Source organism: Mesorhizobium sp. M4B.F.Ca.ET.058.02.1.1 (assembly GCF_003952505.1).
In the GTDB taxonomy this organism is placed as follows: Bacteria; Pseudomonadota; Alphaproteobacteria; order Rhizobiales; family Rhizobiaceae; genus Mesorhizobium.
In genome coordinates this window covers 6,155,672-6,182,607 of record NZ_CP034450.1, presented here as the reverse complement: position 1 = coordinate 6,182,607, position 26,936 = coordinate 6,155,672, and the positions used below count along the sequence as shown (strand labels likewise).

The following is a 26,936-nucleotide window of genomic DNA, read 5'->3' as shown; positions in this document are numbered from 1 at the left end:
TCGATGAGAAACCTGAAAGACAAAAGCCTCTTCCGCGAAGCCGGTTTGATCGGCGGCGAATGGGTCATCGCCGACTCCGGCAAGACGGTCGATGTCATCGATCCGGCGACCCAGGCCGCGATCGGCACCGTGCCCGACATGGCCGCTCCGGAGACCCGCGCGGCCATAGACGCCGCGGCTGCTGCCGATGGGGATTGGAAGAAGAAAACCAACGCCGAGCGCGCTGCCCTCCTGGAGGCCTGGCATGGGCTGATGCTGGCGCATCTGGACGATCTTGCGCTGATCCTGACGACGGAACAGGGCAAGCCGCTGGACGAGGCCAAAGGCGAGATCCGCTACGGCGCCTCCTTCGTCAAATGGTTCGCCGAGGAAGCACGCCGCATCAACGGCCACACCATCCCGTCGCCGACGAAAGACCGCCGCATCATCGTGCTGAAGGAACCGGTCGGCGTGTGCGGCATCATCACGCCGTGGAATTTTCCCAATGCGATGATCACCCGCAAGGTCGCGCCGGCGTTGGCCGCAGGCTGCACGGTGGTCATCAAGCCGTCAGAATTCACGCCCTATTCGGCGCTGGCGCTCGGCGTGCTTGCCGAGCGGGCGGGCATTCCCGCCGGGGTCATCAACATCGTCACCGGCATGCCGGCCGAGATCGGCAACGAGATCATGGCGAACGAGACGGTGCGCAAGATCTCCTTCACCGGCTCGACGCGGGTCGGCTCGCTGCTGATGCGCGGCGCGGCCGACAGCGTGAAACGGCTCAGCCTGGAGCTCGGCGGCAATGCCCCCTTCATCGTCTTCGACGACGCCGACCTCGACCTCGCCGTTGAGGGCGCACTGGTCTCAAAATTCCGCAATGGCGGCCAGACCTGCGTTTGCGCCAACCGCATCATCGTCCAGGCCGGTGTCTACGAGACCTTCGCCGCCAAGCTCTCCGCCCGCGTCAACGCCATGAAGGTCGGGCCGGGCACCGAACCCGGCATCGCCATCGGACCGATGATCAACATGGCGGCGGTCGAGAAGATCAACCGTCACGTCGAGGACGCGCTCGCCAAGGGCGCGACGATCATCACCGACAAGCCGGCGCTGCCTCAGGGTCCTCAATATGTCGCGCCGCTGGTGCTGAGCGGCGCCACGAAGGATATGCAGCTTGCCGGCGAGGAAACCTTCGGCCCGGTCGCGCCGCTTTTCCGCTTCGAGACGGAGGAAGAGGCAATCGCGCTGGCCAACGGCACGCCCTACGGACTTGCGTCCTACTTCTATACCGAGAATTTGAAACGCGCCTGGCGCGTCGGCGAGGCGCTGGAGTTCGGCATGGTGGGGCTCAACACCGGCTCGGTCTCGATGGAGGTGGCCCCCTTCGGCGGCGTCAAGCAGTCCGGCCTCGGACGTGAGGGCGCGCAAGCCGGCATCGAGGAATATCTCGAGATGAAGAGCTTTCATATGGGAATAGGGGAGTAAGCAGTAGGGAATGAGCGCCTGTACCCTACTCCCCTACTCCCCTACTCCCCTACTCCCCTACTCCCTCATTGTATCCGGTCAAGCGCCTTGTAGTAGAGACCGACCATCGGCAGGAACCAGGGCTTGCCGGAATAGCCGGGAATCGAAGGCCACTCGAGCCCTTTCAGCGGATTGCGGTCCTCGCGGCCGAGCATGGCATCGGCCAGGATCATACCGAGATGGGTGGAAAGCTGCGCGCCGTGGCCGGAATAGCCCATCGCGTACCAGACGCCGTCATGGTAACCAGCCCGCGGAAAACGGTCCTTGGTCATGTCGACCAGCCCGCCCCAGCAGTAGTCGATCTCGACCTTGGCGAGCTGCGGGAAGATTGCTGCAAGGCCAGCCTGCAAGATCTGTCCGCTCCTGGCGTCGGAGCGCTGGTCCGATGTCGCCGAGAAGCGCGCGCGGCCGCCGAAGATGAGGCGTCGGTCCGGTGAAAGCCGGAAGTAGTTGCCAATGTTCATCGAGGTCACGCATGTCCGGTTGCCGGGCATGGTCGCGGCGATCTCGGCATCGCTTAACGGCCGCGTGGCGATGATGAAGCTGCCGACGGAGATGATCCGGCGGCGGAAATAATTGAAATTCGGCGTGGTGTAGGCGCCGGTCGCCACCAGCACGTTGTCGGCGCTGATCTTGCCGCGCGAAGTGGTCAATTCATGCCTGCTACCGGCCTGCTTGCGGTCGGTCACTGCCGCGTTCTCGTGGATCACGGCACCGTGGCACGTGGCGGCCGTGGCCAAGCCTGCCACATAGCGGCCCATATGCATCATGGCGCTCTTCTTCGACAGCATCGCGCCATGGAAGGGCGAACCGATCTCGGACTTGAGATCCGCCGCCGACAGCAGCGCCGTGTCCGGATCCACCTCGGCATGGACGGCCTCGAAGTTGCGGGCGATCGCTTCGAAATGCTGCGGCTTGGAGGCGAGCTTCAGCTTGCCCGCGCGGCGGAAGTTGCAGTCGATGCTTTCCTCGGCGACCAGCGCCTCGATGGTATCGACGGAGTCGTCGAGCGCTCGGTACAGCGCGATTGCGCGTTCCTTGCCGAGTTCCGCCTTGGCCGAGAGGAAGCTATGGGCGAGGCCATTGTTCAGGTGCCCGCCATTGCGCCCGGATGCGCCACAGCCCACCCGCTCCGCCTCCAGCACCGCCACCTTCGCGCCGGCCTTCGCCAGTTGGCGGGCGGCGGCGAGACCGGTGAAGCCGCCGCCGATGATGGCGGCATCGTAGTGACCCTCGACCGGGCCTTGCGCCGCGCCGGAAAAGTCGGGAGCCGTGTCGTGCCAGTAGGAGACGAACCTCATCGGCAATCCGCCCTGTTTCAGAGACCGACCACGCCTGGAAGACCCGAAATGTCTGATATCTCGACATAGCCGTAGTGCGGGTTGGCCGGTTCGTGGCCGCGGTTTACCCAGACCTTGTTCTTGATGCCGAGGTCGTGCGCCGACATCAGGTCGTAGCGGAATGACGACGAGCAGTGAAGGATGTCTTGCGGACCGCAGCCCAGCCTGTCGAACATATATTCGAAGGCCTTGAAGCGCGGCTTGTAGGCCTGTGCCTGCTCGGCCGTGTAGACGGCATGGAATGGCGCGCCGAGCTTCTCGACATTGGACATGATCTGCGCGTTCATGGCGTTGGACAGGATGACCAGCGGAATTTCCTTGGCGACTTTCGCCAGGCCGGCCGGAACGTCGGCATGCGGCCCCCAGGTCGGCACGCGCTTATAGACCATCCTGGCGTCGTCCGGGCTGAAGGCAACGCCGTTGCGCTTGCAGGTGCGCTCGAGCGCATTGTGGATCACGTCGGCATAAGGCTTCCAGTCGCCCAGGATCTCGTCCAGCCGGTACGCCGCGAAATTCTTGATGAACTCCTGCATGCGCGGCTCGTCGAGCCGGCTGCCGTAGAGGTCGCGTGCGGCTTCCGCCATCTGGAAATTGGTCAACGTGCCGTAGCAGTCGAAGGTGATGTATTTGGGCCTGAAGGAAGCCATGTCCGTCGATCTCCGGTGGAAGCACATCCGCGTTCGGATGAATTCATCATAGGACGGCAGAAGGCGGCCGACCTGACCGAAATCGGCGTCCCGAAAGCAGAAAGTTCCGTATCCGCCATCCGGTTTGGCACATCTGGTGTGGCGATTACGTCGTCGCGCGAGACGTGAAGCGCGTCCGCCGCGGCGGGCGCGCCAGCACAAGATGCGGCGCATGCCTCGCGCTACGGCGAAAGATACTGTCCAGGCCAAAGCCTTCAGACGATCTGCGGCGCGCCGATGGCCGAGACTTGATCAGCAGACGGAAGGATGCCTCATGCAGCAGGGCGAGATCGAACTCCAGGCCTTCGGGCCGGACCATATAGAGGGTGCGGTAGCGCTTTCTCGCCAGGAGAATTGGCCGCATCGCGCGCAGGACTGGCAGATGGCGCTGCAGCTCTCGAGCGGCGCTGTCGCGCTCGACGACCAGGGCCGTGTCACCGGCACCATCCTGGTAACGCCCTATGGCAATGATTGCGCCATGATCAACATGGTGATCGTCGACAGGAATGTGCGGGGCCAGGGGCTCGGGCGCCGACTCATGGATCAGGCGATCACCCTTGCCGGCGACCGTCCGCTACGGCTCGTCGCGACGGCGGATGGCGAGCCGCTCTATGAAAAGCTCGGCTTCGTGCGCTCCGGTGCGATCCTGCAGCATCAGGGGAAAGTGACGGAGCTTGACGCGCCCGACGGCGTTGAAGCCGCAAGCATTGGCGATCTGCCGGAAATCAAAGCGCTCGATCGCGACGCTTATGGCGCCGACCGGGAAGCCCTGATCAATGCGCTGGCCGAGCGCGGCCACTTCGCAATCATCCGCCATAACGGCGCCATCGAGGCCTATGCGGCGATCCGTCCTTTCGGACGCGGCGAAGTGATCGGTCCGGTCATCGCGGGAAGCGCCGGTGACGCCAGGGCCCTCATCAGCTTTTTCGCCGCGCCGCGCTCCGGCGCCTTCCTGCGCGTGGATACCGACAGCCGGACCGGCATCGATGGCTGGCTCGAGGAAATCGGTCTCGTCCATGTCGGCGGCGGCGTGGCCATGGACCGTCCGCCCAAGCCGAGGTCGGAACCGGCCAGGCCAAAAGTTTACGCCCTCGCCAACCAGGCGCTCGGCTAGGAGGACAACAATGCTCGCCAATTCCCTGATTGAACTCGACCGCGCCCATCTCGTCCATCCGGTCTCCTCATACCGCGGCCATGAGGCGCTCGGCGTGCGTGTCCTGAAATCGGCCAAGGGCGCCACCGTGACCGAAGCATCCGGCCGGCAGTTGATTGACGGCTTCGCCGGCTTGTGGTGCGTCAATGCCGGCTACGGCCACGACAGCATCGTCGAGGCGGCGGCCCGGCAGATGCGCGAGCTGCCCTATGCCACCGCCTATTTCGACCTCGGCTCGGAGCCGGCCATTCGCCTCGCCTCGGAACTCGCCGAGCGCGCTCCGGGGAATCTCAATCACGTCTTCTTCACCCTCGGCGGCTCGGACGCGGTCGACAGCACCATCCGCTTCGTCCGCTACTACTGGAATGCCAGGGGCGAGCCGAAACGCGACCAGTTCATTTCCATCGAGCACGGCTATCACGGCTCATCGGTGGTCGGCGCTGGCCTGACCGCGCTGCCCGCCTTTCACGCCGGTTTCGGCATTCCCTTTGAATGGCAGCACAAGATCCCCTCGCCCTACCCTTATCGCAACCCGGTAGGCGAGGACGGCAACGCGATCACCGCGGCATCGCTCGCCGCGCTGAAGGCCAAGATCGAGGAGATCGGACCGGAGCGGGTTGCCGCCTTCTATGCCGAGCCGATCCAGGGCTCGGGCGGCGTCATCGTCCCACCGAAGGGCTGGATCAAGGCGATACGCGAGCTCTGCCGGCAGTACGGCATCCTGTTCATCGCCGACGAGGTGATCACCGGCTTCGGCCGCACGGGACCCCTGTTCGCTTGCACGGACGAGGACATCGTTCCCGATTTCATAACGACCGCGAAGGGCCTGACCTCAGGCTATGTTCCGATGGGCGCCGTCTTCATGGCCGATCATGTCTACGACGTCATCGCCGATGGCGCGGGCGCCGCTGCGGTCGGCCACGGCTACACCTATTCGGCCCATCCCGTCAGCGCCGCCGTCGCGCTCGAGGTGTTGAAGCTCTATGAAGACGGCCTTCTGGAGAACGGCATCAAGGCCGGTGCCCGCCTGATGATAGGATTGGCAAGCCTGCGCGACCACCCGCTCGTCGGTGATGTGCGCGGTCGCGGCATGCTGGCCGCGATCGAGCTGGTGGTCGACAAGACGAAGAAAACACCGCTTCCGGCGTCGGCCATACCGGCGCGGCGCGTCTTCGACCGGGCGTGGGACAACGGTCTCATCATCCGCGCCTTTGCCAACGGTGTCCTCGGCTATGCGCCGCCGCTCTGCTGCACCGACGGCGACGTCGACGCTATCATCGAGCGCACGCGCCTCACGCTCGACCAGACGCTGGACGATCCCGACGTCCGTCAGGCCCTGGCATGACGGGCGACGAATTTTTCGTATCTCGAAATATCGCCGGGGCAGACGATTTCGCAATTTTGTGCCGCCCCCTCACGCCTTTTCGGCGAATCCAGCGCGGGGGAAGTGCCAGACTGCCTATAAGACAAGGCCAGAAAGCGCGGATTTATGGGCTTTCGAAAAAGGCCAACGCCCCGGACAGCACCGAATTTTGTTCTGTTCAGCACCATGCAATCCGCTATCGCGCAGAGGAGAGCTAGTTTCTTGGCCAGGGCTTTCAGCGAATTCAAGTACATGACCTTCGATGTCGTCGGCACGCTGATCGACTTCGAAGGCGGCATCACGACTTGCCTGGCCGGGATTGCCGCCGAGACTGGCGTCTCCATCGATGGCGAAGCCGCGCTGGCCCTTTACCGGCAGGCCCGCTACATGCCCGATGCCGGCCTGTTTCCCGACGATCTGGTGCGTGTGTACATGGTCATCGCGCCGCAGCTCGGCCTGCCGGCAGACGAGAAATTCGGCGTCCGCCTGCGCGATTCCGCCTGCGTCTGGAAAGGTTTCCCCGACAGCGCGGCGGCGCTGGCGGACCTCGCGAAATCGCACAAGCTGATTGCCATGACCAATGCCCGACGCTGGGCCCTCGACCATTTCGAGAAGCAGCTCGGATCGCCCTTCTTCGCCACCTTCACCGCCGACGATACCGGAACGGAGAAACCGGATCCGGCGTTCTTCCAGAAGGTCTTCGATTTCGTCGCCTCAAGGGGCGACAGCAAGGACGACATCCTGCACGTCGCGCAAAGCCAGCATCACGACATCGGCATATCCCGGGCACTTGGCCTGACCAATTGCTGGATCGAACGCCGGCATGCCCAGAGGGGCTATGGCGGCACGATCGAGCCCGAGCGCTTCACCGTGCCGGACTACCACTTCACCTCGATGGCCTCCCTTGCGGCGGCCGTTCGGGAAAGCCTGAAGGAACGAGCCTGAACCCAAGCCCGGACAGCCGCAGCAAGACGAGCATGCCGACCAAACAAACAGAAAGGGGAATGACATGACCGACAAGATCACGAACTGGACCAGCGCAGACGACGCCATGGTCGAGAACGCCATCCGGCGGGGCGCGAGCCGCCGCGAACTCCTCAAGATGCTGTTGGCCGGTGGCGCCGCGGTCGCCGCGGGCAGCCTGGTGCTCGGCCGCGCCAGCCAGGCCGTCGCCGCCGAGCCGGTTTCCGGCGGAAGCTTCAAGGCGGCCGGCTGGTCGTCCTCGACCGCCGACACGCTCGATCCGGCAAAGGCGTCGCTCTCCACCGACTATGTCCGCTGCTGCTCGCTCTACAACCGCCTGACTTTCCTCGACAAGGATGGCGTCACGCAGATGGAGCTGGCCGAGAGCTTCGACAGCAAGGACGCCAAGACCTGGACCGTGAAGCTGCGCAAGGGTGTCACCTTCCACGACGGCAAGGACCTCACGGCCGACGACGTCGTCTACTCGCTGAAGCGCCATCTCGACAAAGCGGTCGGCTCCAAGGTGGCCAAGATCGCCGCGCAGATGACCGGCTTCAAGGCGGTCGACAAGTCGACCGTCGAAATCACGCTCGCCGACCCGAATGCCGACCTGCCGACCATCCTGGCGCTGCACCATTTCATGATCGTGGCGGACGGCACCACCGACTTCTCCAAGGGCAATGGCACCGGCGCTTTCGTGCTGCAGACGTTCGAACCCGGCGTGCGTTCGGTCGTCACCAAGAACAAGAACTACTGGAAATCGGGCAAGCCCTATCTGGACTCGTTCGAGTTCATCGCCATCACCGACGACAGCGCCCGCGTCAACGCCCTGCTTTCCGGCGACATCAATTTTGCCGCAGCGATCAATCCGCGCTCAATGAAGCTCCTGGAGAGCCAGCAGGGCTTCGAACTGTCGAAGACGACCGCGGGCAACTACACGGACCTCAACATCCGGCTCGACATGGATCCGGGCAGCAAGGCCGACTTCGTGGCCGGCATGAAGTACCTCGTCAACCGCGAGCAGATCGTCAAATCGGCATTGCGCGGCCTTGGTGAGGTCGGCAATGATCAACCTGTCTCGCCGGCGAACATCTTCCACAACGCCGACCTCAAGCCGAAGGCATTCGACCCGGACAAGGCGAAGTTCCACTTCCAGAAGTCAGGCCTGCTCGGCCAGTCCATCCCGGTGATCGCGTCCGACGCCGCGACCTCGTCGATCGACATGGCGGTGATCATCCAGGCCGCCGGAGCGGATATCGGCATGAAGCTCGACGTCCAGCGCGTCCCGTCCGACGGCTACTGGGACAATTACTGGCTCAAGGCGCCGGTCCATTTCGGCAACATCAATCCGCGCCCGACGCCGGATATCCTGTTCTCGCTCCTCTACGCTTCCAGCGCTCCCTGGAACGAGAGCCAGTACAAGTCCGAGAAGTTCGACAAGCTGCTCGTCGAGGCGCGCGGCTCGCTCGACCAGGCCAAGCGCAAGGAAATCTACAACCAGATGCAGGTCATGGTCTCCGAGGAGGCCGGCACCATCATCCCGGCCTATATCTCCAACGTCGATGCCCTCTCCAGCAAGGTGAAGGGTTTGGAGGCGAACCCGCTCGGTGGCATGATGGGCTACGCAATGGCGGAATATCTCTGGCTCGAAGCCTGAGAGGCGACTGCCGGGGGCCGGTCAGCCGGTCCCCCGGCACTGCATTGCGCAAGATGGTTGGCCGAACGCACCGCAGGGAGCGCTTTCAATGACGTCTGGGGTTCTCAACCTCGTGCTGAAGCGGCTAGGGATCGCGGCCATCACGCTATTGATCGTGCTGTTCGCCGTGTTCTTCGCCACCAGCATGCTGCCTGGCGACACCGCGTCGATCCTGCTCGGCCAGGCGGCGACTCCCGAGGCGGTCGCCGGCCTGCGCGAGGCCATGCATCTCAACGACCCGGCGATCCTGCGCTTCCTGCGCTGGCTTGTCGGCCTGCTCCACGGCGACCTCGGCACCTCCTATGCCAACGAGATGCCGGTTGCGGCTCTGATCGGCGGGCGCCTGGTCAACACCATGAAGCTCGCCGGCATCACCGCGCTGCTCTCGGTGCCGCTGGCGCTGACGCTCGGCATCACCGCCGCGATGTTGCGCGGCTCCGTCTACGACCGCACCGTCACCGTGCTTTCGATCGGCGTCATCTCCGTGCCGGAGTTCATGGTCGCGACGCTGGCGGTCTTGCTCTTCGCCGTTTATCTCAGATGGCTGCCGGCGCTGTCGTCGGTCAACGAGGCGCATTCGCTGACCGATCTCGTGCGCATCTATGCAATGCCGGTGATCACGCTCACCTTCGTCATCTCCGCCCAGATGATCCGCATGACGCGCGCCGCGGTAATCGAAACGCTGTCCACGCCTTATGTCGAGATGGCTCTCCTCAAAGGCGCCTCGCGCAGCCGCATGGTGCTGAGACACGCGCTGCCCAATGCGCTCGGGCCGATCGTCAACGCGATCGCGCTGTCTTTGTCCTATCTGGTCGGCGGCGTCATCATCGTGGAGACGATCTTCAACTATCCCGGCATCGCCAAGCTGATGGTCGATGCGGTCGCGACCCGCGATCTGCCGCTGATCCAGAGCTGCGCGATGATCTTCTGCCTCGGCTACCTTCTTCTCATCACGACCGCCGACATCGTCGCCATAATGTCCAACCCGAGGCTGAGATGACGATGGCGCGCGCGGCAGCCTCCCGGCGGTCCTTCCTGGGCCACAGCTACAACCTCGTCGGCGTCGTGGCCTCGCTGGTCATCCTGGCGTGGACACTGGTCGCGATCTTCGCGCCTTACATCATTCCCCATCCCATCGGCGACATCGTCGACGACGACTATTTCGGGCCGATGCGTCAGGGGCTGTGGCTCGGCTCGGACTATCTGGGACGCGACATGCTCTCGCGAGTTCTGATGGGCGCGCGCTACACCGTCGGCATATCGCTCGCCGCCGTCTCCATCGCCTGCTTTTCCGGTGTCGTGCTGGGCATGATAGCGGCGGTCACCGGCGGCTGGCTCGACACCTGCCTCAGCCGCTTCCTGGACGCCATGAACTCCATCCCCAGCAAGCTGTTCGGTCTTGTCGTCGTCGCTGCCGTCGGCTCGTCGATCCCGGTGCTGATCCTGACGCTCGCCGTCATCTATATCCCCGGCTCCTATCGCTTCGCGCGCGCGCTCGCCGTCAACATCAACACCATGGACTTCATGACTGTCGCCCGTGTCCGCGGCGAGAGCACCCTCTATCTCGTCGGCTCCGAGATCCTGCCCAACATCATCCGCCCGGTGCTCGCCGACTTCGGCTTGCGCTTCGTCTTCATCGTTCTGCTGCTCTCCGGCCTGTCCTTCCTTGGGCTCGGCCTGCAGCCGCCGCTCGCCGACTGGGGCGCGCTGGTGCGCGAAAACATCGGCGGCCTGCCCTTCGCGGCCCCCGCCGTCATCGTGCCTTCGCTGGCGATCGCCAGCCTCACCATCAGCGTCAACCTGCTGATCGACAACCTGCCGCAGAAGATCAGGGACCGGGACGCATGAGCAATCTCGTCGAGGTCAGGAACCTGAGGATCGAGGCGACGACCGACACCGGACGGCTTGTCGAGATCATCAAGGGCGTCAGCCTCGACATCGCCGACGGCGAGATCGTCGCCCTGATCGGCGAAAGCGGCTCCGGCAAGACTACGGTGGCGCTCTCGCTGATGGGCTATGCGCGGCCCGGCTGCCGGATCACCGGCGGCGAGATCAACGTCAACGGCAAGAACATGGCCGCCCTTTCCGAAAAGGAACGCGCCAGGCTGCGCGGCACCGACATTGCCTATGTCCCGCAAAGTGCCGCCGCCTCCTTCAACCCCTCCTCCACCATCATGGAGCAGGTCATCGAGGTCACGCGCATCCACAAGCTGATGCCGCCCGAACAGGCCCGCCGACGCGCCGTCGAGCTGTTCAGGGCCTTGTCGCTGCCGGACCCCGAAGGGATCGGCGCCCGTTATCCGCACCAGGTTTCGGGCGGTCAATTGCAGCGGCTGTCGGCGGCCATGGCGCTCATCAGCGATCCCAAGCTGGTGATCTTCGACGAGCCGACGACGGCACTCGACGTGACGACGCAGATCGACGTGCTGAAGGCATTCAAGTCGGTCATGCGGGCGGGCGGGATCGCAGGTGTCTATGTTTCCCACGATCTCGCGGTCGTCGCCCAGATCGCCGACCGCATCGTGGTGCTGAAGGGCGGCGAGGTGCAGGAGACAGGCACCACAGCGGCAATCCTTTCAGCTGCCCGGCACCCCTATACGCGCGAACTGCTAGCCGCCTTCGAACCGAAGCCGCGGCAAGGGCAAGCCGACGCAGATGCCGGGACGAAGCAGCTGCTGCGTATAGACAATGTGACGGCCGGCTATGGCGCGATGCGGGCTGACGGACTGCCACTTATCCGCGCGGTCGATTCCGTCAGCCTGGTCGTCGAAAAGGGGCGCAATCTCGGCGTTATCGGCGAATCCGGCTGCGGAAAATCGACGCTGGCGCGCGTCATCGCCGGCATCCATCCGGCCGCTGCCGGCGACATCGTCTTCGATGGCAAGGACCTGCAACGCGCCGCCAGGAAACGCAGCCAGGACCAGCTGCGCGAGATGCAGATCGTGTTCCAGTACGCCGATACCGCGCTCAATCCGGCCAAGCCTGTGGAGGACATCATCTCCCGCCCGCTCGCCTTCTATCACCGGCTCGACAGGCAGGCGCGCTCGAAGCGCGTCGACGAACTGCTCGACATGGTGCGCCTGCCGAGGGCGCTGCGCTACCGGCATCCATCGGAGCTCTCGGGCGGCCAGAAGCAGCGCGTGAATTTCGCGCGCGCGTTGGCGGCCGACCCCAAGCTCATCATCTGCGACGAAATCACCTCGGCGCTCGACACGGTGGTGGCGTCCGCCGTGATCGAACTGCTCAAGGAGCTGCAGCGCGAGCTGGGGCTCTCCTACATCTTCATCAGCCACGACCTCTCGGTCGTCGAGGCCATCTGCGACGAGATCATGGTCATGTACAATGGGCAGCGTGTGGAGCAGATCACGCCAGACAAGGTGAAGGCGCCCGCCCACCCCTATTCCAAGCTACTGTTCTCTTCGGTGCCGAAGCTCGACCCGACGTGGCTCGACGGCCTTGTCCGCGACCCCCAGCTCGTCAGCCAGTACGGCCACCGCTGACTACATCGGAAGACTGAGGGGTGACGGCAAGTTTTTCAGCCACGATTGTGTCACCAGATCAACGCGCAGGCAGGCAGAATGAAGCTTGATCGACTGGACTCTCGCTTGCTTAGTATTCTGCAGACCAACAATCGCCACGGCACGGAAGAGCTTGGTCAAATGGTCGGCCTGTCGGCAACGGCGGTCCAGCGTCGTCTCAAACGGCTTCGGGAAGGGGGAGCAATCGAAGCTGACGTTTCGATCGTGAAACCCAAGACTGTCGGCCGGCCCATTGCGATGCTCGTGCTGGTTTCGCTCGAGCGCGAACGGGCTGACATCGTCGACCGCTTCAAACAATCGATCCGCCAGACTCGGGAAGTGATGAACGGCTACTACGTTACGGGAGAAGCAGATTTCGTTCTCATTGTCACATCCCGAAGCATGGAAGATTATGAAGCTTTTACTCGGAGATTTTTCTACGAAAATCACGACATCAAGGGGTTCAAGACAATGGTTATCATGGATCGAGTGAAGGTTGGGTTTTCCATGCCAATCGATTTCGAGCATTTTCTTGATTGATAATGCGTTTAGGCCTGTCAACGGCCTGCAGGCAGCCCGTGATCTGAATCTCTGCAAGAACGTGCCGCGAAAATGGGCGCGAGGTGAGCGCCGATCCGAAGAACTAGTTTACCCAGTCGCGGTCAGAGTCCGACGCGTTCGGAGCGTTTCCTCTTACAAACCTAGAATTGGCAGGAATTCTGCGGAAATTCAATTGAATAAGACGGAATTGCGTACCCCGACGGACATAAGCTGAGGTCATGCTTTGTAATCCTTGAGGGTGGAATGCAGCTGGAAGCAGTCGGCCTTGAACGGGAGGGGTCGCGACATCATCCGTCGCCGGATTTCGTCGAACCGAAATTCGTCTGTTTCTGCGATGCCCCCTAGGGAGCCGAGAATGACGACCAGCGAAGATGTCGCCGAAATGGACCGTCGATCGGCTCTACATCCCTTCACCACGGCACGGACAGGAGGTGCTTCGGCATGGCTCCCGTTCTGAAAGTTCACGAACTTCGCAAGGCGTTCGGCGCGGCCCGCGTTCTCAACGGGCTGAGCTTCCTGATGCGGCAAGGCGAGGTCATTTCGCTCGTTGGCTCGTCCGGTTCGGGAAAGAGCACCGCGCTACGATGCATCAATTTTCTGGAGACCCCGAGTTCGGGTGAGGTTGAGGTGATGGGCGATGCGATTTCCGCATCGCAGAACGAACGCCACGAAACGAAAATCGTCAACGCGACCAATATCAGAGTTTTCCGTCGCCGCATCGGAATGGTGTTTCAGAGCTTCAACCTGTGGCCCCATCGAACTGTGCTTGAGAACGTAACCGAGGCGCTGATCTACGTGCTGAAGAAGGGCAAGCGGGAGGCGGATGAAACAGCGCTTTGCGCTCTATCCAAGGTGGGCATGGCCGACTTTGGCCACCGATATCCGAGCCAGCTTTCGGGCGGGCAGCAACAGCGCGTGGCAATCGCGCGCGTTTTGGCGATGCAGCCCAAGCTTATGCTTTTTGATGAACCAACCTCCGCGCTCGATCCCGAGCTGGTCAGCGAAGTCTTGAAGGTCATCAGAACGCTTGCCGATGAGGGGGCGACTATTCTTCTCGTCACGCACGAAATGAGGTTCGCACGGGAGGTGTCGAACCGAATGATATTCCTGCACAAGGGTGCCGTTGAGCAGGATGCCGGGCCGGAAGAACTGTTTCGAAATCCCGCATCCGAAGCGGTGAAGCGGTTCCTATCCAGCGTTATTTCAACCGCCGCCTGATGACGGCCATCAAACAGAAGGCAAAGAGGGGTAACTCAGCATGCTCATAAAGAACGCACTTCGCTCAATCTGCACATCCGGACTCATGATGGCGGCAATAGGGGCAGCATCGGCACAGAATGGTGTCTTGCGCGTGGGCACAGAAGGCGACGCGCCGCAGTTCAGCATGGCCGATGCCAACGGCAACGTTACCGGCTTCGACGCCGATATCGCCAACGGCATTTGCGCCGAACTCAAGGTCAAATGCAAATTCGTGGTGCAGACCTTCAGTTCCTTGGTTCCGTCGATGGACAGCGATCGCTTTGATGTCATCATCTCGGGTCTCGGCATCACCGACGAGAGAAAGAAGAAGATCGACTACTCCGTCCCCTACGCAACCACACCGCAGTATTTTGTGGTTCCGAAGGATTCTCCGTCCGTTGGGCTGAAGAGTCTTGCGGAAATCGAGAACGCGTTGGCTGGCAAGACCATAGGCGTTGTGAATGGCACCACATACGCGCAGTTTATAAAGAAACATATTCCGACTGCGGATCTGAAGACCTACGACGCCACGACCCAGCAGAATTCCGATCTCGCGGCAGGCCGGCTTGACGCTGCATTCGGCGATTCCCCGACCTGGGTCGATTTCCTCGGCTCACCGGACGGCGCTAGCTTTGCCCGCATCGACGTCAAGGTTACCGGAGCGGACGATCACGAAGCGCTGGGCTATGGCATGGGTGTTGGCCTGCGCAAGGGCAATACCGGACTCAAGGCCAAGCTGGACGGCGCTCTCTGCAACATGATCAATAGCGGCAAGGTGAAGGCCGCCTCGGAAAACTGGTTCAAGGACGACTACACCATCGCGTGCAACAAGTAATCATCCGACAGGCAACAGATCGTCGCGGCAATGCCGCGACGATCTGATGGAATGTTTCATGTTGCACGATATCTGGATGTTGATGGTCGAGAAGGGCTGGCTCCTTGCGCTGCTGCGCGGTGCCGGTATCACACTTCTGATCGGCTTTGTCGGCGTGGTTGTAGGATTGGCGGCGGCGATACCGCTTGCCATCCTTCGTTGGCGTCAGGTCCCTGGTCTTTCACAGCTTGTTGATGCCTACAGCATCGTCATCCGCGGCGTTCCGGGACTATTGGTCATTTATCTCCTGTTCTTCGGCTCCGTCGACTGGGTGCAGAGAATTGCCTCGGCGTTCGGCTACGCGGATAGCGCCGAAAACGCCTATCCATTCCTTATCGGCATTATAGCGATCTCCGCCATCTCATGCGCGTACTCGATAGAAGTCATACGAGGCGCCTTGCAGGCTGTTCCCGCCGGCCTTCTGGAGGCGGCCCGATCGCTTTCGTTGTCGCCACGCATCACCTTCTCCCGCGTGACCCTGCCGCTCGCTCTCAGGCTGGCTCTGGGCGGGATCAACAACGTTTGGCAAATGACGATCAAGGATACGTCGCTCGTATCCGTCGTCGGCATGCAGGAACTGATGCGGGCCGCAGCGGTCGCCGCGGGAATCACCCGCTCCCCGCTGCTCTTCTATTGCATGGCGGCAGCGATGTTTTTCGCCATGACCGTGGCGAGCCAGGTTCTGTTCAACCGCGTCGAAAAACATTTCAATCGCGGATTCAGTAGAGGCTAGGATGGACTTCAGCATCGTCACCTATGCGGCTCCGTTTCTGCTCGTCGGCGTTAAGACGACTCTGCTGATTGCATTTTTCGGGGTCGGCATCGGGTTGCCGTTCGGCATACTACTGGCGACAGCCCGCATTTCCCAGATCGGCACGGTTCGCAAATGCGCCGATTTCTACTGCGCGGTCTTCAGGGGCACACCGATGCTCGTGCAGGTCTTTGTGATCTACTACGGTCTCGCGCAGATAGGTTTCATACGCCACAACGCGGTTTTGTGGTGGCTGATCGGCGACAGCCTGCACGCTGCCATCCTTGCCGTCATTCTCAATACCGGTGCCTATACGGCGGAGATCTTCCGTACTGCCCTGCTCTCGCTGCCGCGCGGACTGATCGAGGCGGCGGAGGCCTGCGGTATGTCCGGGTTGGTGGTCTTCCACCGTATCAAGTTTCCCCTGGCGCTGCGTCAGGCCTTGCCTTCCTACAGCACCGAAGTCGCTGTTATCGTCAAGGAATCAAGCCTTGCCTCCACCATAACGGTGCTTGAAATCACCGGCCATGCCAAACGGCTGATGAGCGAGACGTTCGCCATCATGGAAATCTTCGTCATCACCGCCGTCTTCTACCTTGCAATCAACGTCGTCTGTCTGACTGCTCTGCATGCCATCGAAAGGCGCCTGTCTTTCGAGCGGCATGCCGCGCGCTGAAAGGGTGCCCCATGTCCAAGCTTACCTTTTTCGATCAGAACAATCTCCCCGAACCCAGGAAAGGCGAACCGCTGCCGGAACGGCGCGTGGATGGTGATCCCCGTTTCCTGACATGGGATATCGCGCAAACCGCTGACGGCCAAGTGCGGGCCGGTGTATGGGAGGTCACGCCGGGCGCCTATCGCTCCATAAAAGGCGGAACCTTCGAAGTCTGCTACATCCTTTCGGGAGTTTCGGAACTCATCGAGGACGGGTTCGAGCCGCGCCGCATTTCGGCAGGCGACGCCTTTGTGATGCACCCTGGATTCACGGGCGTCTGGCGGGTGATCGAAGCCACCCGCAAGCTCTGGGTCTCGCGCGATTGAGCGCGTTGATCGGATCACAGATGCACACCATGGATACGACCGCCTCGCGTCCGTTCAAGGCCACGCCGTACTGGTGGGACGATTGCGCATTTTCTGCCTTGCCTGTGGTGCCGCTGGTCCCCCGATGCGATGTCGCCATCGTCGGCGGCGGCTATGCGGGGCTGTCGGCGGCCATCGAACTGGCGAGAGCCGGATGCAGCGTCCAGCTTTTCGACCGGCAAGCCATCGGGCAGGCCGCGTCAGGCCGAAACGGCGGCATGGCGAGCGGCAGCATAAGGCCGAGCCGCAAGCAATTGATCCGCAGGTTCGGTCAATCTCGGGCCGATGGCATCCTGGCGGAAGGAAAGGCGGCGCGACAGGACCTGGCAGCCTTCCTCGAAACCGAAAGGGTGGAGTGCGACTTCTTCCTCTCGGGTCTCTTCGATGGCGCGGTAAACGATCGCGAATATGATGAATTCAGCCGCCACGCCGAGTTTTTAAACCGTTTCCTCGGGATTGAGACGTCGGCGGTCCCCCGCAAGGAAGTATCGCGGTATATCGGCACGGACTTCTACGCCGGCGGCTTCGTACGGATGGACATCGGAGGCCTTCATCCTGCCAAGCTGCTGTCGGGCATATTGCGGGTCGCCCGAACAACCGATGCCGTCATTCACGAGAACACAACGGTTCTGGGGACCAGCCAAGAGGCTGGTGGTGTGCGCGTCGCAACGTCACGCGGCGAGGTGTCGGCGAAAAAGCTGCTGGTATGCACCGACGCCTACACGGACGGCTTCGATCCTTGGCTGCGCCGTCGCCTCGTGCCGGTGCGGAGCCGCATCATAGCGACCGAGCCGTTGGGCGAAAGCGTGATGGACCGGCTGATGCCGAAGAAGATGATGCACGGCGACACGAGACAGCTCAGCTATTACTACCGGCCGTCGCCGGATGGCACGCGCATTCTATTCGGCGGACGCGACGGCACGACGGAAGGGGATCCGCTGGCGCCCACCACACATCTGCGCTCGGAGCTTGGGCGCATTTTTCCCGAACTGGCAAAGATGGGCATAACGCATAGCTGGTTCGGCCAAGTCGCGATGAACCGCGACATGGTTCCGCGAATGTTTACGGTTGGCGATACGGTCTACGCCACCGGGTTCTGCGGTTCGGTGTGGTTTGGGCGCGCTGGCTCGGCAAGAAGGCCGCCTTCAAGCTCCTTGGCCAGACAGAGAGGGCTCAGTCGGCTTTCGACTTCGATCCGCCACCGAAGGCAGTGCCGCTATACCTTGACAAGCCTTGGTTCATCCCATTGGTTTATTCGTTCTACGAACGAAGGGACAAACGCGCCATGCGCGGCAAGAAGGAGAGTCCCAAAGGCTGACCTTCCTATTTCGATGATCGCGCGTAAGGCCTCACATCGGGAACAGGCTGGGCAGCGGCATGTGCGCCTTGACGATAGGCGACTTCAGCACCACGAACGAGAAGTACTTGTCGATGCCGATATCCATGTCGGTTAGCCGCTCCATGATCGTCTGGTATTCGCCGATGCCGGCGGTGACGAATTTCATCAGGTAATCGTAGCCGCCCGAGACGAGGTGGCATTCGATCACCTGGTCGATCTTCTCGACAACAGCGAGGAAACGGGCGAAGTCGACCTGGCGGTGGTTCTTCAAGGTGATCTCGGTGAACACGGTCAGCGTCTGGCCGAGCTTGCCGATGTTGACCTGCGCGGAATAGCCCTCGATGTAGCCTTCCGACTGCAGTTTCTTGACCCGCATCAGGCAAGGGCTCGGCGACAGATGCACGAGGTCGGCCAGTTCCACATTGGTGATGCGGCCGTTCTTCTGCAATTCGTAGAGAATCTTGATGTCGATCCGATCCAGTTTCATGGCCGTCTCCAAAGATCGCATGCCCACAGCACAAAATGCTGCCGTACCAACAACCTTGACACTACCACAGCCCGCGGGCCTGTCCATCCGAGCGGACACCGCTTTGAAACGCAGCGAGTTCCGATTTCGACCGAGCTGCCGAAATAAAATTCTGCTTCGGCTTCAACTGCGGCAGCGGCTGCCTGCGCAACGCGTTAGATTGGCGCTTCAAGGTAGAGAGACCATGCGCGCGCCGCTGCAGCAAATCGAGACATCTGGCAAACTGCCGCAATCCGCGGACGTGGTGGTGATCGGCGGCGGCATCGTCGGCGTGTTCGCGGCCTATTATCTGGCCAGGCGCGGCATGAAGGTCGCGCTTGTCGAAAAGGGACGCATCGGCGCCGAGCAATCCTCCAGGAACTGGGGATGGTGCCGCCAGCAGAACCGCGACGCCCGCGAACTGCCGATGGCGACCCGCAGCCTCGATCTGTGGGGCAGCTTCGCGGCGGCGACCGGCGAAGACACCGGCTTTCGCCGCTGCGGCCTGCTTTATCTCAGCAATGACGAGGCGGAACTGGCCGGCTGGGCGCGCTGGCGCGATTTCGCCAGGACGGCCGGCGTGACCACCCATATGCTCGACAGCGCCGAGGCCAGCGAGCGGGGCGGCGCCACGGGCCGGACCTGGAAGGGCGGCGTTTTCTCGCCGAGCGACGGCACCGCCGACCCGTCGCGGGCCGCGCCCGCGGTCGCCCGCGCCATCCTCAAGCTCGGCGGCAGCGTGCACCAGAATTGCGCCGCGCGAGGCATCGAGACCGAGGGCGGACGCCTGAGCGGCGTGGTCACCGAGAGCGGAACGATCCGCACGAAAGTGGCGGTCATGGCCGGCGGCGCCTGGGCGTCGTCCTTTTGCCGGCAGTTCGGTTTCCGCTTTCCGCAGGCGTCGATCCGTTCCTCCATCCTGTCCGTCTCGCCCGGCGCCGAAGGCCTGCCGGATGCGCTGCACACGGCGAGGATCTCGGCCACGCGTCGCGGCGACGGCGGCTACACGCTTGCCATCAGCGGGCGCGGTCGCGTCGACGTGACGCCGCAGCAGTTGCGCTTCTCGTCGCAGTTCCTGCCCATGTTTCTGAAACGGTGGCGCAGCCTCGCGCCTGGCGGACTGCAAGGTGTGCGCTCGGGGCACGAAACGCTGCAGCGCTGGCGGCTCGACCAGCCGACGCCGATGGAGCGCATGCGCATCCTCGATCCGGCTCCGGACCGGGCCACCATCCGTCTGACCCATGCCCGTGCGCTTGAACTTCTGCCCGACCTCAGAAAGACGAAGATCAGCGCTGCCTGGGCCGGCTACATCGACAGCACGCCGGACGGCGTGCCCGCCATCGGCGAGATCGATAGCATTGCGGGCTTCTTCCTCGCCGCCGGATTTTCGGGACACGGTTTTGGCATCGGGCCCGGCGCCGGTCATCTCGTCGCCGATCTGGTGACCGGGTCGGAACCGATCGTCGATCCTACATCCTACCATCCGCGCCGCTTCGAAGCCTCGGCCTGGGGCAAGGTTGCCGATTTCTAGGATTTGACCCCTCATCAATGCGCGGCATCCCCAATTGCGTCAGCCGTTCCGCAGAAGAGCGCCAATAGGCGCCGGTCGGACAGGCGCCTGTCCGCGAAACCGGCCGACGGCGCCGGGCGTGCAGCCGGCCTGTGCCGCAACAAGCTCGACGGCAGCCAACTGGCAGTAGCGCCCCTGGCAGCGCCCCATGCCAACGCGCGACAGCGATTTCACCCTGTTGGCCTCACCGCCGCCGAAACCCACGCCCTGGCGTATGTCTCCTGCAGTCACGTTCTCGCAGCGGCAAACAATCGCGTCGTCAGGGAACACCCGCGCCATTGCCTCCGGCCAGGGAAAGGCGCGGGCCAGACCGCGCGCGAAGCGCTCGAGCCGCGCGAGCTTGCGCAGATCGGCGTTGGCTGACGGCGCCGATTGCCCGAGATCGGCAAGGCACGCCACCGCCGCAAGGCGCCCGGCAATCTCCGCGCCGTCCGCCCCCAGGAGCCGAACCCCATCGCCCGCAAGGTAGACGCCATTCCCGGCGCGACCCATCTCGTCGGTCTTCGGCAGCCATTGCCGCCACTGTTCGTCATAGGCGAAGGCGCATCCCGCAAGGTCCGCGAGATGCGTCTCCGCCCGCAAGTGCCAACCCATGCCGATCATGTCGCACGGGGTGACGCGTTCGCGGCCGCCGGTGTCGCGCCAGCGCATCGCGGTGACACCTTGTTCGTCGACCTCGATCAGCTCGAGGGTCACGCCCGCATGGTAACGGTCGCCGAGCCTCGCCCGCAGCGCCAGGCCGCGCAGCGCGACCAGCGGCCGGGCGGCGAGCCCCCGGAATCCCCGCATCTGCTGGCGCCAGGATGATGTATCCAGCACCGCCACCACATCCGCTCCAGCCTTGACGAGTTGGGCGCCGACCAGCGTCAGCAAAGGCCCCGATCCCATCAGGACGATCCGCCGCCCAAGCGCCACGCCCTGCGCCTTGAGCGCGATCTGCGCCGCGCCGAGGCTGTAGACACCGGCGCTCTGCCAGCCGGGGACCGGGGCGACGCGATCGGATGCGCCGGTGGCAAGGATCAGGCGGTCATAGTTGACTAGCTGCACGCCGTCCTCCCCCAGCACGTGCAGCCGTCCCTCCTGCGCGGCGATGACCGAACTCGCTGCGCAATGGGTAAGGCGCCCCTCCTTGGCCAACCGGTCGAACAGTTCATGCAGCGAGCGCGCCTTCGCCGCCTCCGAGCCATAGAGCTGCCCCGGCGTGCGGACGAATCCGTCCGGTGGGCGACGATAGATCTGACCGCCGGCGCGATTGCCTTCGTCGATCACCATCGGGTGCAGCCCGGCCTCGACCAGCACCGCCGCGGCCCTTATGCCAGCCGGACCGGCGCCGACGATCACGATCTTCGGCGATGAAGCGTCACTCACGGCCAGCTCTCCGGCGGCGTCGTGCGCAGCCGCATGCCCTCATCGATAGGGGTTGTGCACGCGCGCAGGCGCGGCCCCTCTTCCTGCCAGACCCAACAATCCTGGCAGGCTCCCATCAGGCAGAAGCCCGCGCGGGGTTCAGGCCCGAACTCGGACTTTCGTAAGGCTTGTCCCGACGCCAGCATGGCGGTCAGCAGCGTATCGCCGGCCAGCGCGCTGCGCATCTCGCCATCGAGGAAGAAATTCACCTCTACCCGGTCGCGCTCGGCCAGCCGGACGATGCGGCCGGCGCTGATCATTCAGCGGCCTCTCGCACCGGGCGAGGACGCGGCAGTTCGGGGAACCGTTCGCACGCCGCATCGAAGGCCGCCTGCACGCCCTCCGGCCCGGAGCGCCCTCTCATGCGGCGGAAGATCTCGGTCTTGGCGAAGAACCGCCAGTGGATCGGCAGGTCCCTCAGTATGGCGGTGAGCCGGTCGTATGCCGCAGGGGTCCATTGCGCTTCGTAGCCGTCGCGCTCTGGACCGAAATGGAAATGGCCAGCGGACGGCTTGTGCCGCGCGCGTAGCCTTTCCGTCGCCTGCTCGTCGACCTCGCCGTCGCGTAGGACGACGCCATAGTCGCGCTCCGCCGATGCCTCCGAAACATAGCCGCGCCGAACGTCCTGTGCGACCCGCCAGGGTTCGCGCAGATGCGGATCGCCGCGCCCGCCGCCTCCGGCGGAGCGGATATCGAGCAGGTCGCCGGGCTGCAGCACCGCGGTGTCGATGTTGCCCAGCCGCCGCTCGTGCTCGGTCCCCGGATTGACGACCATGTCCGACAGGCCGGCCGCCTTACCGCCGAGCACGCCCCAGGGACGGAAAAAACTGCGGTCGCGGTTGCGCGCCGTGATCCTGGAGTCGGGCGCGAAGACGCGGAAGGCCATCTCGGTCGCCAGCCCGCCGCGCCAGCGGCCCGCCCCGCCGCTGTCCCTGGCGAGCCCGTATTTCACGAATTCGACCGGGGTCTCGGTCTCGGTGATTTCGATCGGCGTGTTCTTGAGATAGGCGGCATCGGCGCCCGATCCGTTGGTCCCATCGCGATGCGGCATCGCACCGCCGCCACCGACCACCGGGTTAACCGCGGCGATGACCGTCCGGCTGCTGCGCTCGTCGACAGTCATGACGTTGACGATGCAGTTGTTGCCGGCCGGCGCCGCGGGCAGGCGCTCGGGCACTGCTTGCGAGAAGGCGCCGAAGATGACCGAGCGCAGTCGGGCGCAGGTGAGCGAGCGCATGCCGACGGCTGCGGGGTGGACCGGGTTCAGCACCGATCCCTCGGGAGTGATGCAGGTGAACGGCCGGGTAAGGCCGGTGTTGAGCAGGATCTTCGGGTTGAGCGTGTAGAGCACGTAGTAGACGCCGACCAGCAGCATGGTGTGGCGCGGGTCGCCACCTGAAGGCACGTTGAGCGAGGAGCCCAACTGCGGATCGGAGCCGGTGAAGTCGAGCACCGCCTCGTCGCCCTTGATCGTCAGCGTCAGCTTCAGCCGGCAGGGATTGGCCTCGACCGAATCCTCGTCGGCGTAATCGGCGAATTCCCAGGTGCCGTCGGGCATGGCGCGCAGCACGTCGCGCGCCTGCGCCTCGGCATGATCGAGAAGCGCGGCAACCCCTTCGATGAAGCCGGCCTTGCCGAACTTCCGCACCATTGCCTGGATCTTGCGCTCGCCGGTGTTGAGCGCGCCGACAAGCGCCTTGATGTCGCCGATGTTGAGGTCGGGCTTGCGCACATTGGTGCTCATGATGCGCAGGATCGTCTCGTCGAAGACGCCCTCCCGCACCAGTTTCATCGGCGGGAAGCGGATGCCTTCCTGATGGATCTCGGTCAGCGCCCGGCTGAGCGAAGCCGGCACCGCCCCGCCCATGTCGGTGTTGTGGATGTGACCTCCGGTCCAGGCGACGATCTCGCCGTCGACGAAGACCGGCTTCCACAGATGCGTGTCGGGTGCGTGCGTGGCGACATGGCCCGAATAGGGATCGTTGGTGAAGGCGACGTCTCCAGGTCGGTAGTCGTCGACCATCGCGATCGCGCGGTGGTAGGAAAGTCCGGGATACCACGTGGCGCCGAGTTCCATCGGCACGGCGAAGGTCGCCCCCGCACAGTCCATCAGCATCACGGTGAAATCCTGCGTCTCCTTGACGAAGGCGGAGTGCGCGGTGCGGTGCAGCGTGTGGGCCATGTTTTCGGCGGCCGCGCGGGCGTGGTTCGCCAGAACCTGAAGGTTTGTCCGGTCAAACATGGCGTCACTCCGCGAAGGTCAGCAGAAGGTTGAGGTGGCGGTCGACGCGCGCCTGCGCTCCCGCGGGAATGGCGAAGGTGGTGTCTTCCTGCACGACCACGGCAGGCCCTCGGAAGGTGCTGCCCGGCACCAGGGTCTGCCGCTGGTGGAGGTCGACGGTCTCGACGCTCACGCCGGTGTAGACAGGGAGCCGGCGCGCCGGGATGGCGGCGGCGCCGATCTCGTCTGTCTCCGGGAAGGAGAGTTTCGGCCCCGCGCCTATGGCGGACAGCCGCACGTTCACAAGCTCGATCTCGCCCACGGGGTCGTGAAAATCGTAGAGCTGCTCATGAGTGCGGTGGAAGGCCTGCTTGATTGCCTCCGGGTTGGCGCCCGCCAGCCATTGCGGTGAAAGGACGACCTCGATCTCATAGCTCTGGCCGAGATAGCGCATGTCGCAGGAGAGAGTGAGCTCAGCCGCCGCGTCGTGCCCCTGCGCCGCGAGCCAGTCACGCCCCTCTTGCGCGAGAGCATCGAAGGCCTCGCGAATCTCGGGGAGCGACGCAGCCGTCAGCGGGCTGAAGATGGTGCGTATGAAATCCCCGCGCAGGTCCGCCACCAGCCCGCCCAGCGCCGACACCACGCCGGGGCGGCGCGGCGCCATGACACGTTTCATGCCGAGTTCGCGGGCAAGGAAGGCGCCGAGCATCGGGCCGCCGCCGCCGAAGGGCATGAGCGTGAATTCTCGCAGGTCGACGCCGGCGCGCGAGGCCAGCTTTTCGACCTCGACGAACATCTCCGACACCGCGATGTCGAGGATCGCCTGCGCGGTCTGCTCGACCGGGCGGCCGAGCCGGGCGGCAAGCTCGCCGACCGCGCTATGCGCCAGCCCGGTATCGATCCGGAGCTGGCCATAGGCCATCTCGCTGTGACCGAGCCATCCGCACACCACCATGGCGTCCGTGACCGTCGCCTGCGTGCCGCCACGGCCGTAGCATGCCGGCCCCGGCGTCGAACCCGCCGATTCCGGTCCGACGCGCAGCACGCCCTGCGCATCGACGCTGGCGATCGAGCCGCCGCCGACGCCGATCGAGCTCACCGACACGGAGGGGATGTGGAGCGGAAATTCGCCGATCAGCTCGCCGGTGCCGAACTGCGCCTCGCCGCCGATGATCAGCGCGAAGTCGGCCGAGGTGCCGCCGATGTCGAGGGTCAGCACCTTGTCTTCGCCCCCTGGCGCGCCAGCCACGAGGCGCCGATGACGCCTGAGGCCGTTCCCGACAAAAGCATGTTGACGCAGGCGCGCTTGCCTTCGGCGGCGTTCATGAGCCCGCCATTCGACTTGGTCAGCATCGGCCGGGCCGGCACGCCACGACGCTTCAGCCGCTCTTCCAGCGCCGTCAGGTAGCCAGAGACGCGTGGATGAACATAGCCGTTGAGGATGGCGGTCGAGCTGCGCTCATATTCGCGGATGACCGGCCAAACCTCGGCCGAGGTGAAGACGAACAGGTCGAACGCAAGACGGGTGATCGCCGCCTTCACCGAGGCTTCCTGCGCGGAGTTGCGCCAGGCATGGAGGAAGGACACGATAATCCCCTGCGCCCCGTTCGCTTTTGCCGCCGTCACCGCACGCTCCACCGCCGCCATGTCCGGTGCCTCGGATTCGCTTCCATCGGCACGCATGCGGGCCGGAATGCCGAACACCATGTCGCGCGGGATCAGCGGATCCGGCCGCGCGCAGAACAGCGAATACATGTCCGGCATGCGAAGCCGCGCCAGCTCGATGACGTCCTCGAAGCCGGCATTGGTGAACAGCGCCAGTGGCGCGCCCTTGCGCTGGATGATGGTGTTGATGCCGACAGTCGTGCCGTGCACGAAGCGCGTCATATGGGTCGGATCGAAACCTTCGCGTTCGCCCAGAAGGGTGAGACCCGTCATCAGCTCGGCGCCCGGGTCCTCCGGCGTCGTCAGCACTTTCAGCGAGGCGACGCGTCCGGAGTTTGCTTCGAGCGCGCAGAAATCGATGAATGTCCCGCCGATATCGACGCCGACCTTCCAGTCGGCTCCGCCTTGCGCCTCATCCCCAATGATGACCCCATCCATGGTTCGTCCCTTCCTGTCTGCCTGCAGAAAGCTGGCACGGCTGGCCGGTCCGGGTCCAAGATGGAAGATGGGCAAACATATAAGGCTTGCTTATGCCTTTGCCCTGCCGCCGCCCAGAACGGCGGAGCAAGCGGCGCGGATCTGGTCGCGCATCATCTCATCGGCCCGTGCAAGGGCGCGTGTGCGCGAGGTGAGCAGCGCGATCGGAAATTCCGGCCCCGCCGCCAGCGGCCTGACGGCAAGCCCGGCAAACTGCTGCCAAGGCAGCAGGGCGTCGACGAGTGCGATGCCGAGACCAGCCTGGACGAAGCCGACGGCGGAGATGGAGACGTCGATCTCGAGCGAGGGCGAAAGCGCCACGCCCTGCGCGCGGGATGCGTGGGCGAGTTCGTCTGCCGGACGGGTGTTTCCGCGATAGGATATCAGCTCCTCTCCGGCAAGATCGGCGAGCGTCAACTCGGTTTTCCTGGCCAACGGATGCCCGGCCGGCAGCAGGCAGGCGAAGCCTACACTGCCGATCACCTCCGCCTCGATATCGGGAGGCAGGCGGTCGTCCAAGGCGACGCCCAGGCTGGCGTCGCCGGCGCGCAGCATGTCGACGATGGCTGCGATCGGCGCCATGTGGGAACGCAGCAGAATGCCTGGATGCTGCGCGCCGAAACTGGTGAAAGCGCGCGGCAATATCGCCATGGCCGGCGGCGGCGAGGCCGCGACACGTACGAGGCCAGCCCGACCCAGGCGCAGGTCGGTGGTCTTGCGCCGCAGGCCCTCCAGCCCCGCCGACAGCCTTTCGGCATCGGCGAAAATCTCAAGCGCGTCCGGCGTCGGCCGCAGCCGTCCCTTGACGCGCTCGAACAGCGTGAAGCCAAGTTCGTCCTCGGTGTGGAGCAGGATCTGGCTGAGCGCAGGCTGGGAGATGTTCAGCATCCGCGCCGCGGCGGTCACGGTGCCGGCGCGCATGACTGCGATGAACACTTCGAGCTGCCGCGCCCGCATTGCCACTCCATAGGTCAAGCTTATGGTTTGCGTCCAAACCCATCTTTGACGCATCGGCGCGGCGCCGACAA

General features: G+C 63.9%; 23 protein-coding genes and 1 pseudogene. 16 read left to right on the top strand and 8 right to left on the bottom strand.

What is annotated here, in order from left to right:
- The first annotated feature begins 3 nt into the window (after window positions 1-3).
- Window positions 4-1,461: an NAD-dependent succinate-semialdehyde dehydrogenase gene (locus tag EJ073_RS30180; protein WP_126058840.1), complete on the top strand. Its 1,458-nt coding sequence runs from the start codon at window positions 4-6 to the stop codon at window positions 1,459-1,461.
- A gap of 65 nt (window positions 1,462-1,526) precedes the next feature.
- On the opposite strand, the gene EJ073_RS30175 is transcribed toward EJ073_RS30180, so the two are convergent.
- Window positions 1,527-2,801: an FAD-binding oxidoreductase gene (locus tag EJ073_RS30175; protein ID WP_126058839.1), complete on the bottom strand. Its 1,275-nt coding sequence runs from the start codon at window positions 2,799-2,801 to the stop codon at window positions 1,527-1,529.
- A 17-nt stretch (window positions 2,802-2,818) separates the two neighbouring features.
- Window positions 2,819-3,487, bottom strand: coding sequence for a haloacid dehalogenase type II (locus EJ073_RS30170; protein ID WP_126058838.1), 669 nt, complete (start codon window positions 3,485-3,487; stop codon window positions 2,819-2,821).
- Between the two features lie 313 nt (window positions 3,488-3,800).
- Between EJ073_RS30170 and EJ073_RS30160 the strand changes: the two genes are divergently transcribed.
- The 14 genes from EJ073_RS30160 (at window position 3,801) to EJ073_RS30095 (ending at window position 18,178) form a co-directional block, all read left to right on the top strand.
- Window positions 3,801-4,640 carry a GNAT family N-acetyltransferase gene (locus tag EJ073_RS30160; RefSeq protein WP_126058837.1) on the top strand — a complete coding sequence of 280 codons (840 nt, stop codon included), beginning with the start codon at window positions 3,801-3,803 and terminating at the stop codon, window positions 4,638-4,640.
- Window positions 4,641-4,650: 10 nt separating this feature from the next.
- On the top strand, window positions 4,651-6,024 hold the full coding sequence (locus tag EJ073_RS30155; RefSeq protein WP_126058836.1) for an aspartate aminotransferase family protein: 1,374 nt from the start codon (window positions 4,651-4,653) through the stop codon (window positions 6,022-6,024).
- 240 nt (window positions 6,025-6,264) lie between these two features.
- Window positions 6,265-6,987 carry an HAD-IA family hydrolase gene (locus tag EJ073_RS30150; protein ID WP_126058835.1) on the top strand — a complete coding sequence of 241 codons (723 nt, stop codon included), beginning with the start codon at window positions 6,265-6,267 and terminating at the stop codon, window positions 6,985-6,987.
- A 64-nt stretch (window positions 6,988-7,051) separates the two neighbouring features.
- Window positions 7,052-8,662 carry an ABC transporter substrate-binding protein gene (locus EJ073_RS30145; RefSeq protein ID WP_126058834.1) on the top strand — a complete coding sequence of 537 codons (1,611 nt, stop codon included), beginning with the start codon at window positions 7,052-7,054 and terminating at the stop codon, window positions 8,660-8,662.
- Between the two features lie 88 nt (window positions 8,663-8,750).
- Window positions 8,751-9,701, top strand: a complete 951-nt coding sequence (locus EJ073_RS30140) for an ABC transporter permease (protein WP_126058833.1) — start codon at window positions 8,751-8,753, stop codon at window positions 9,699-9,701.
- Entirely contained in the window at window positions 9,698-10,549 is an 852-nt protein-coding gene (locus tag EJ073_RS30135; protein ID WP_126058832.1) for an ABC transporter permease, read from the top strand. The genes EJ073_RS30140 and EJ073_RS30135 overlap by 4 nt, the downstream gene beginning before the upstream one ends.
- Window positions 10,546-12,201: an ABC transporter ATP-binding protein gene (locus tag EJ073_RS30130; RefSeq protein ID WP_126058831.1), complete on the top strand. Its 1,656-nt coding sequence runs from the start codon at window positions 10,546-10,548 to the stop codon at window positions 12,199-12,201. Before EJ073_RS30135 ends, EJ073_RS30130 begins: the two co-directional genes overlap by 4 nt.
- A 78-nt stretch (window positions 12,202-12,279) precedes the next feature.
- Entirely contained in the window at window positions 12,280-12,759 is a 480-nt protein-coding gene (locus EJ073_RS30125) for an Lrp/AsnC family transcriptional regulator (protein WP_126058830.1), read from the top strand.
- Between the two features lie 462 nt (window positions 12,760-13,221).
- A complete protein-coding gene (locus EJ073_RS30120; RefSeq protein ID WP_126058829.1) occupies window positions 13,222-13,998 on the top strand; it encodes an amino acid ABC transporter ATP-binding protein in 777 nt (258 codons plus the stop codon).
- 40 nt (window positions 13,999-14,038) lie between these two features.
- Window positions 14,039-14,854 carry a transporter substrate-binding domain-containing protein gene (locus EJ073_RS30115; RefSeq protein ID WP_126058828.1) on the top strand — a complete coding sequence of 272 codons (816 nt, stop codon included), beginning with the start codon at window positions 14,039-14,041 and terminating at the stop codon, window positions 14,852-14,854.
- 58 nt (window positions 14,855-14,912) lie between these two features.
- Window positions 14,913-15,626, top strand: a complete 714-nt coding sequence (locus EJ073_RS30110; protein ID WP_126058827.1) for an ABC transporter permease subunit — start codon at window positions 14,913-14,915, stop codon at window positions 15,624-15,626.
- Window position 15,627: 1 nt separating this feature from the next.
- Window positions 15,628-16,320: an ABC transporter permease subunit gene (locus EJ073_RS30105; RefSeq protein ID WP_126058826.1), complete on the top strand. Its 693-nt coding sequence runs from the start codon at window positions 15,628-15,630 to the stop codon at window positions 16,318-16,320.
- Window positions 16,321-16,331: 11 nt separating this feature from the next.
- On the top strand, window positions 16,332-16,685 hold the full coding sequence (locus tag EJ073_RS30100) for a cupin domain-containing protein (protein WP_126058825.1): 354 nt from the start codon (window positions 16,332-16,334) through the stop codon (window positions 16,683-16,685).
- A 29-nt stretch (window positions 16,686-16,714) separates the two neighbouring features.
- Entirely contained in the window at window positions 16,715-18,178 is a 1,464-nt protein-coding gene (locus EJ073_RS30095) for an FAD-binding oxidoreductase (protein ID WP_348627225.1), read from the top strand.
- On the opposite strand, the gene EJ073_RS30090 is transcribed toward EJ073_RS30095, so the two are convergent.
- The gene (locus EJ073_RS30090; RefSeq protein ID WP_126058824.1) at window positions 18,074-18,550 is read right to left on the bottom strand and encodes an Lrp/AsnC family transcriptional regulator; all 477 of its coding nucleotides are present in this window, start codon (window positions 18,548-18,550) and stop codon (window positions 18,074-18,076) included. The genes EJ073_RS30095 and EJ073_RS30090 overlap by 105 nt on opposite strands.
- Before the next feature lie 223 nt (window positions 18,551-18,773).
- Here EJ073_RS30090 and EJ073_RS30085 point away from each other — a divergent pair, with 223 nt between their 5' ends.
- Entirely contained in the window at window positions 18,774-20,099 is a 1,326-nt protein-coding gene (locus EJ073_RS30085; RefSeq protein WP_126058823.1) for an FAD-binding oxidoreductase, read from the top strand.
- 39 nt (window positions 20,100-20,138) lie between these two features.
- On the opposite strand, the gene EJ073_RS30080 is transcribed toward EJ073_RS30085, so the two are convergent.
- The 5 genes and pseudogenes from EJ073_RS30080 to EJ073_RS30060 all read right to left on the bottom strand — a co-directional run bounded on the left by EJ073_RS30080 (window position 20,139) and on the right by EJ073_RS30060 (window position 26,865).
- A complete protein-coding gene (locus tag EJ073_RS30080) occupies window positions 20,139-21,506 on the bottom strand; it encodes an FAD/NAD(P)-binding oxidoreductase (RefSeq protein ID WP_126058822.1) in 1,368 nt (455 codons plus the stop codon).
- Window positions 21,503-21,805: a (2Fe-2S)-binding protein gene (locus EJ073_RS30075; RefSeq protein WP_126058821.1), complete on the bottom strand. Its 303-nt coding sequence runs from the start codon at window positions 21,803-21,805 to the stop codon at window positions 21,503-21,505. The genes EJ073_RS30080 and EJ073_RS30075 overlap by 4 nt, the downstream gene beginning before the upstream one ends.
- A complete protein-coding gene (locus EJ073_RS30070; RefSeq protein WP_126058820.1) occupies window positions 21,802-23,787 on the bottom strand; it encodes a hydantoinase B/oxoprolinase family protein in 1,986 nt (661 codons plus the stop codon). Before EJ073_RS30070 ends, EJ073_RS30075 begins: the two co-directional genes overlap by 4 nt.
- A 4-nt stretch (window positions 23,788-23,791) precedes the next feature.
- Window positions 23,792-25,869: pseudogene (locus EJ073_RS30065) on the bottom strand (hydantoinase/oxoprolinase family protein).
- Window positions 25,870-25,959: 90 nt separating this feature from the next.
- On the bottom strand, window positions 25,960-26,865 hold the full coding sequence (locus EJ073_RS30060; protein WP_126058819.1) for a LysR family transcriptional regulator: 906 nt from the start codon (window positions 26,863-26,865) through the stop codon (window positions 25,960-25,962).
- Between the last annotated feature and the right edge of the window lie 71 nt (window positions 26,866-26,936).

Coding starts and splice junctions, on each gene's coding strand:
- EJ073_RS30180 (WP_126058840.1), top strand. CDS start 4: ATGAGAAACCTGAAAGACAAAAGCCTCTTCCGCGAAGCCGGTTTGATC.
- EJ073_RS30175 (WP_126058839.1), bottom strand. CDS start 2,801: ATGAGGTTCGTCTCCTACTGGCACGACACGGCTCCCGACTTTTCCGGC.
- EJ073_RS30170 (WP_126058838.1), bottom strand. CDS start 3,487: ATGGCTTCCTTCAGGCCCAAATACATCACCTTCGACTGCTACGGCACG.
- EJ073_RS30160 (WP_126058837.1), top strand. CDS start 3,801: ATGCAGCAGGGCGAGATCGAACTCCAGGCCTTCGGGCCGGACCATATA.
- EJ073_RS30155 (WP_126058836.1), top strand. CDS start 4,651: ATGCTCGCCAATTCCCTGATTGAACTCGACCGCGCCCATCTCGTCCAT.
- EJ073_RS30145 (WP_126058834.1), top strand. CDS start 7,052: ATGACCGACAAGATCACGAACTGGACCAGCGCAGACGACGCCATGGTC.
- EJ073_RS30140 (WP_126058833.1), top strand. CDS start 8,751: ATGACGTCTGGGGTTCTCAACCTCGTGCTGAAGCGGCTAGGGATCGCG.
- EJ073_RS30135 (WP_126058832.1), top strand. CDS start 9,698: ATGACGATGGCGCGCGCGGCAGCCTCCCGGCGGTCCTTCCTGGGCCAC.
- EJ073_RS30130 (WP_126058831.1), top strand. CDS start 10,546: ATGAGCAATCTCGTCGAGGTCAGGAACCTGAGGATCGAGGCGACGACC.
- EJ073_RS30125 (WP_126058830.1), top strand. CDS start 12,280: ATGAAGCTTGATCGACTGGACTCTCGCTTGCTTAGTATTCTGCAGACC.
- EJ073_RS30120 (WP_126058829.1), top strand. CDS start 13,222: ATGGCTCCCGTTCTGAAAGTTCACGAACTTCGCAAGGCGTTCGGCGCG.
- EJ073_RS30115 (WP_126058828.1), top strand. CDS start 14,039: ATGCTCATAAAGAACGCACTTCGCTCAATCTGCACATCCGGACTCATG.
- EJ073_RS30110 (WP_126058827.1), top strand. CDS start 14,913: ATGTTGCACGATATCTGGATGTTGATGGTCGAGAAGGGCTGGCTCCTT.
- EJ073_RS30105 (WP_126058826.1), top strand. CDS start 15,628: ATGGACTTCAGCATCGTCACCTATGCGGCTCCGTTTCTGCTCGTCGGC.
- EJ073_RS30100 (WP_126058825.1), top strand. CDS start 16,332: ATGTCCAAGCTTACCTTTTTCGATCAGAACAATCTCCCCGAACCCAGG.
- EJ073_RS30095 (WP_348627225.1), top strand. CDS start 16,715: ATGGATACGACCGCCTCGCGTCCGTTCAAGGCCACGCCGTACTGGTGG.
- EJ073_RS30090 (WP_126058824.1), bottom strand. CDS start 18,550: ATGAAACTGGATCGGATCGACATCAAGATTCTCTACGAATTGCAGAAG.
- EJ073_RS30085 (WP_126058823.1), top strand. CDS start 18,774: ATGCGCGCGCCGCTGCAGCAAATCGAGACATCTGGCAAACTGCCGCAA.
- EJ073_RS30075 (WP_126058821.1), bottom strand. CDS start 21,805: ATGATCAGCGCCGGCCGCATCGTCCGGCTGGCCGAGCGCGACCGGGTA.
- EJ073_RS30070 (WP_126058820.1), bottom strand. CDS start 23,787: ATGTTTGACCGGACAAACCTTCAGGTTCTGGCGAACCACGCCCGCGCG.
- EJ073_RS30060 (WP_126058819.1), bottom strand. CDS start 26,865: ATGCGGGCGCGGCAGCTCGAAGTGTTCATCGCAGTCATGCGCGCCGGC.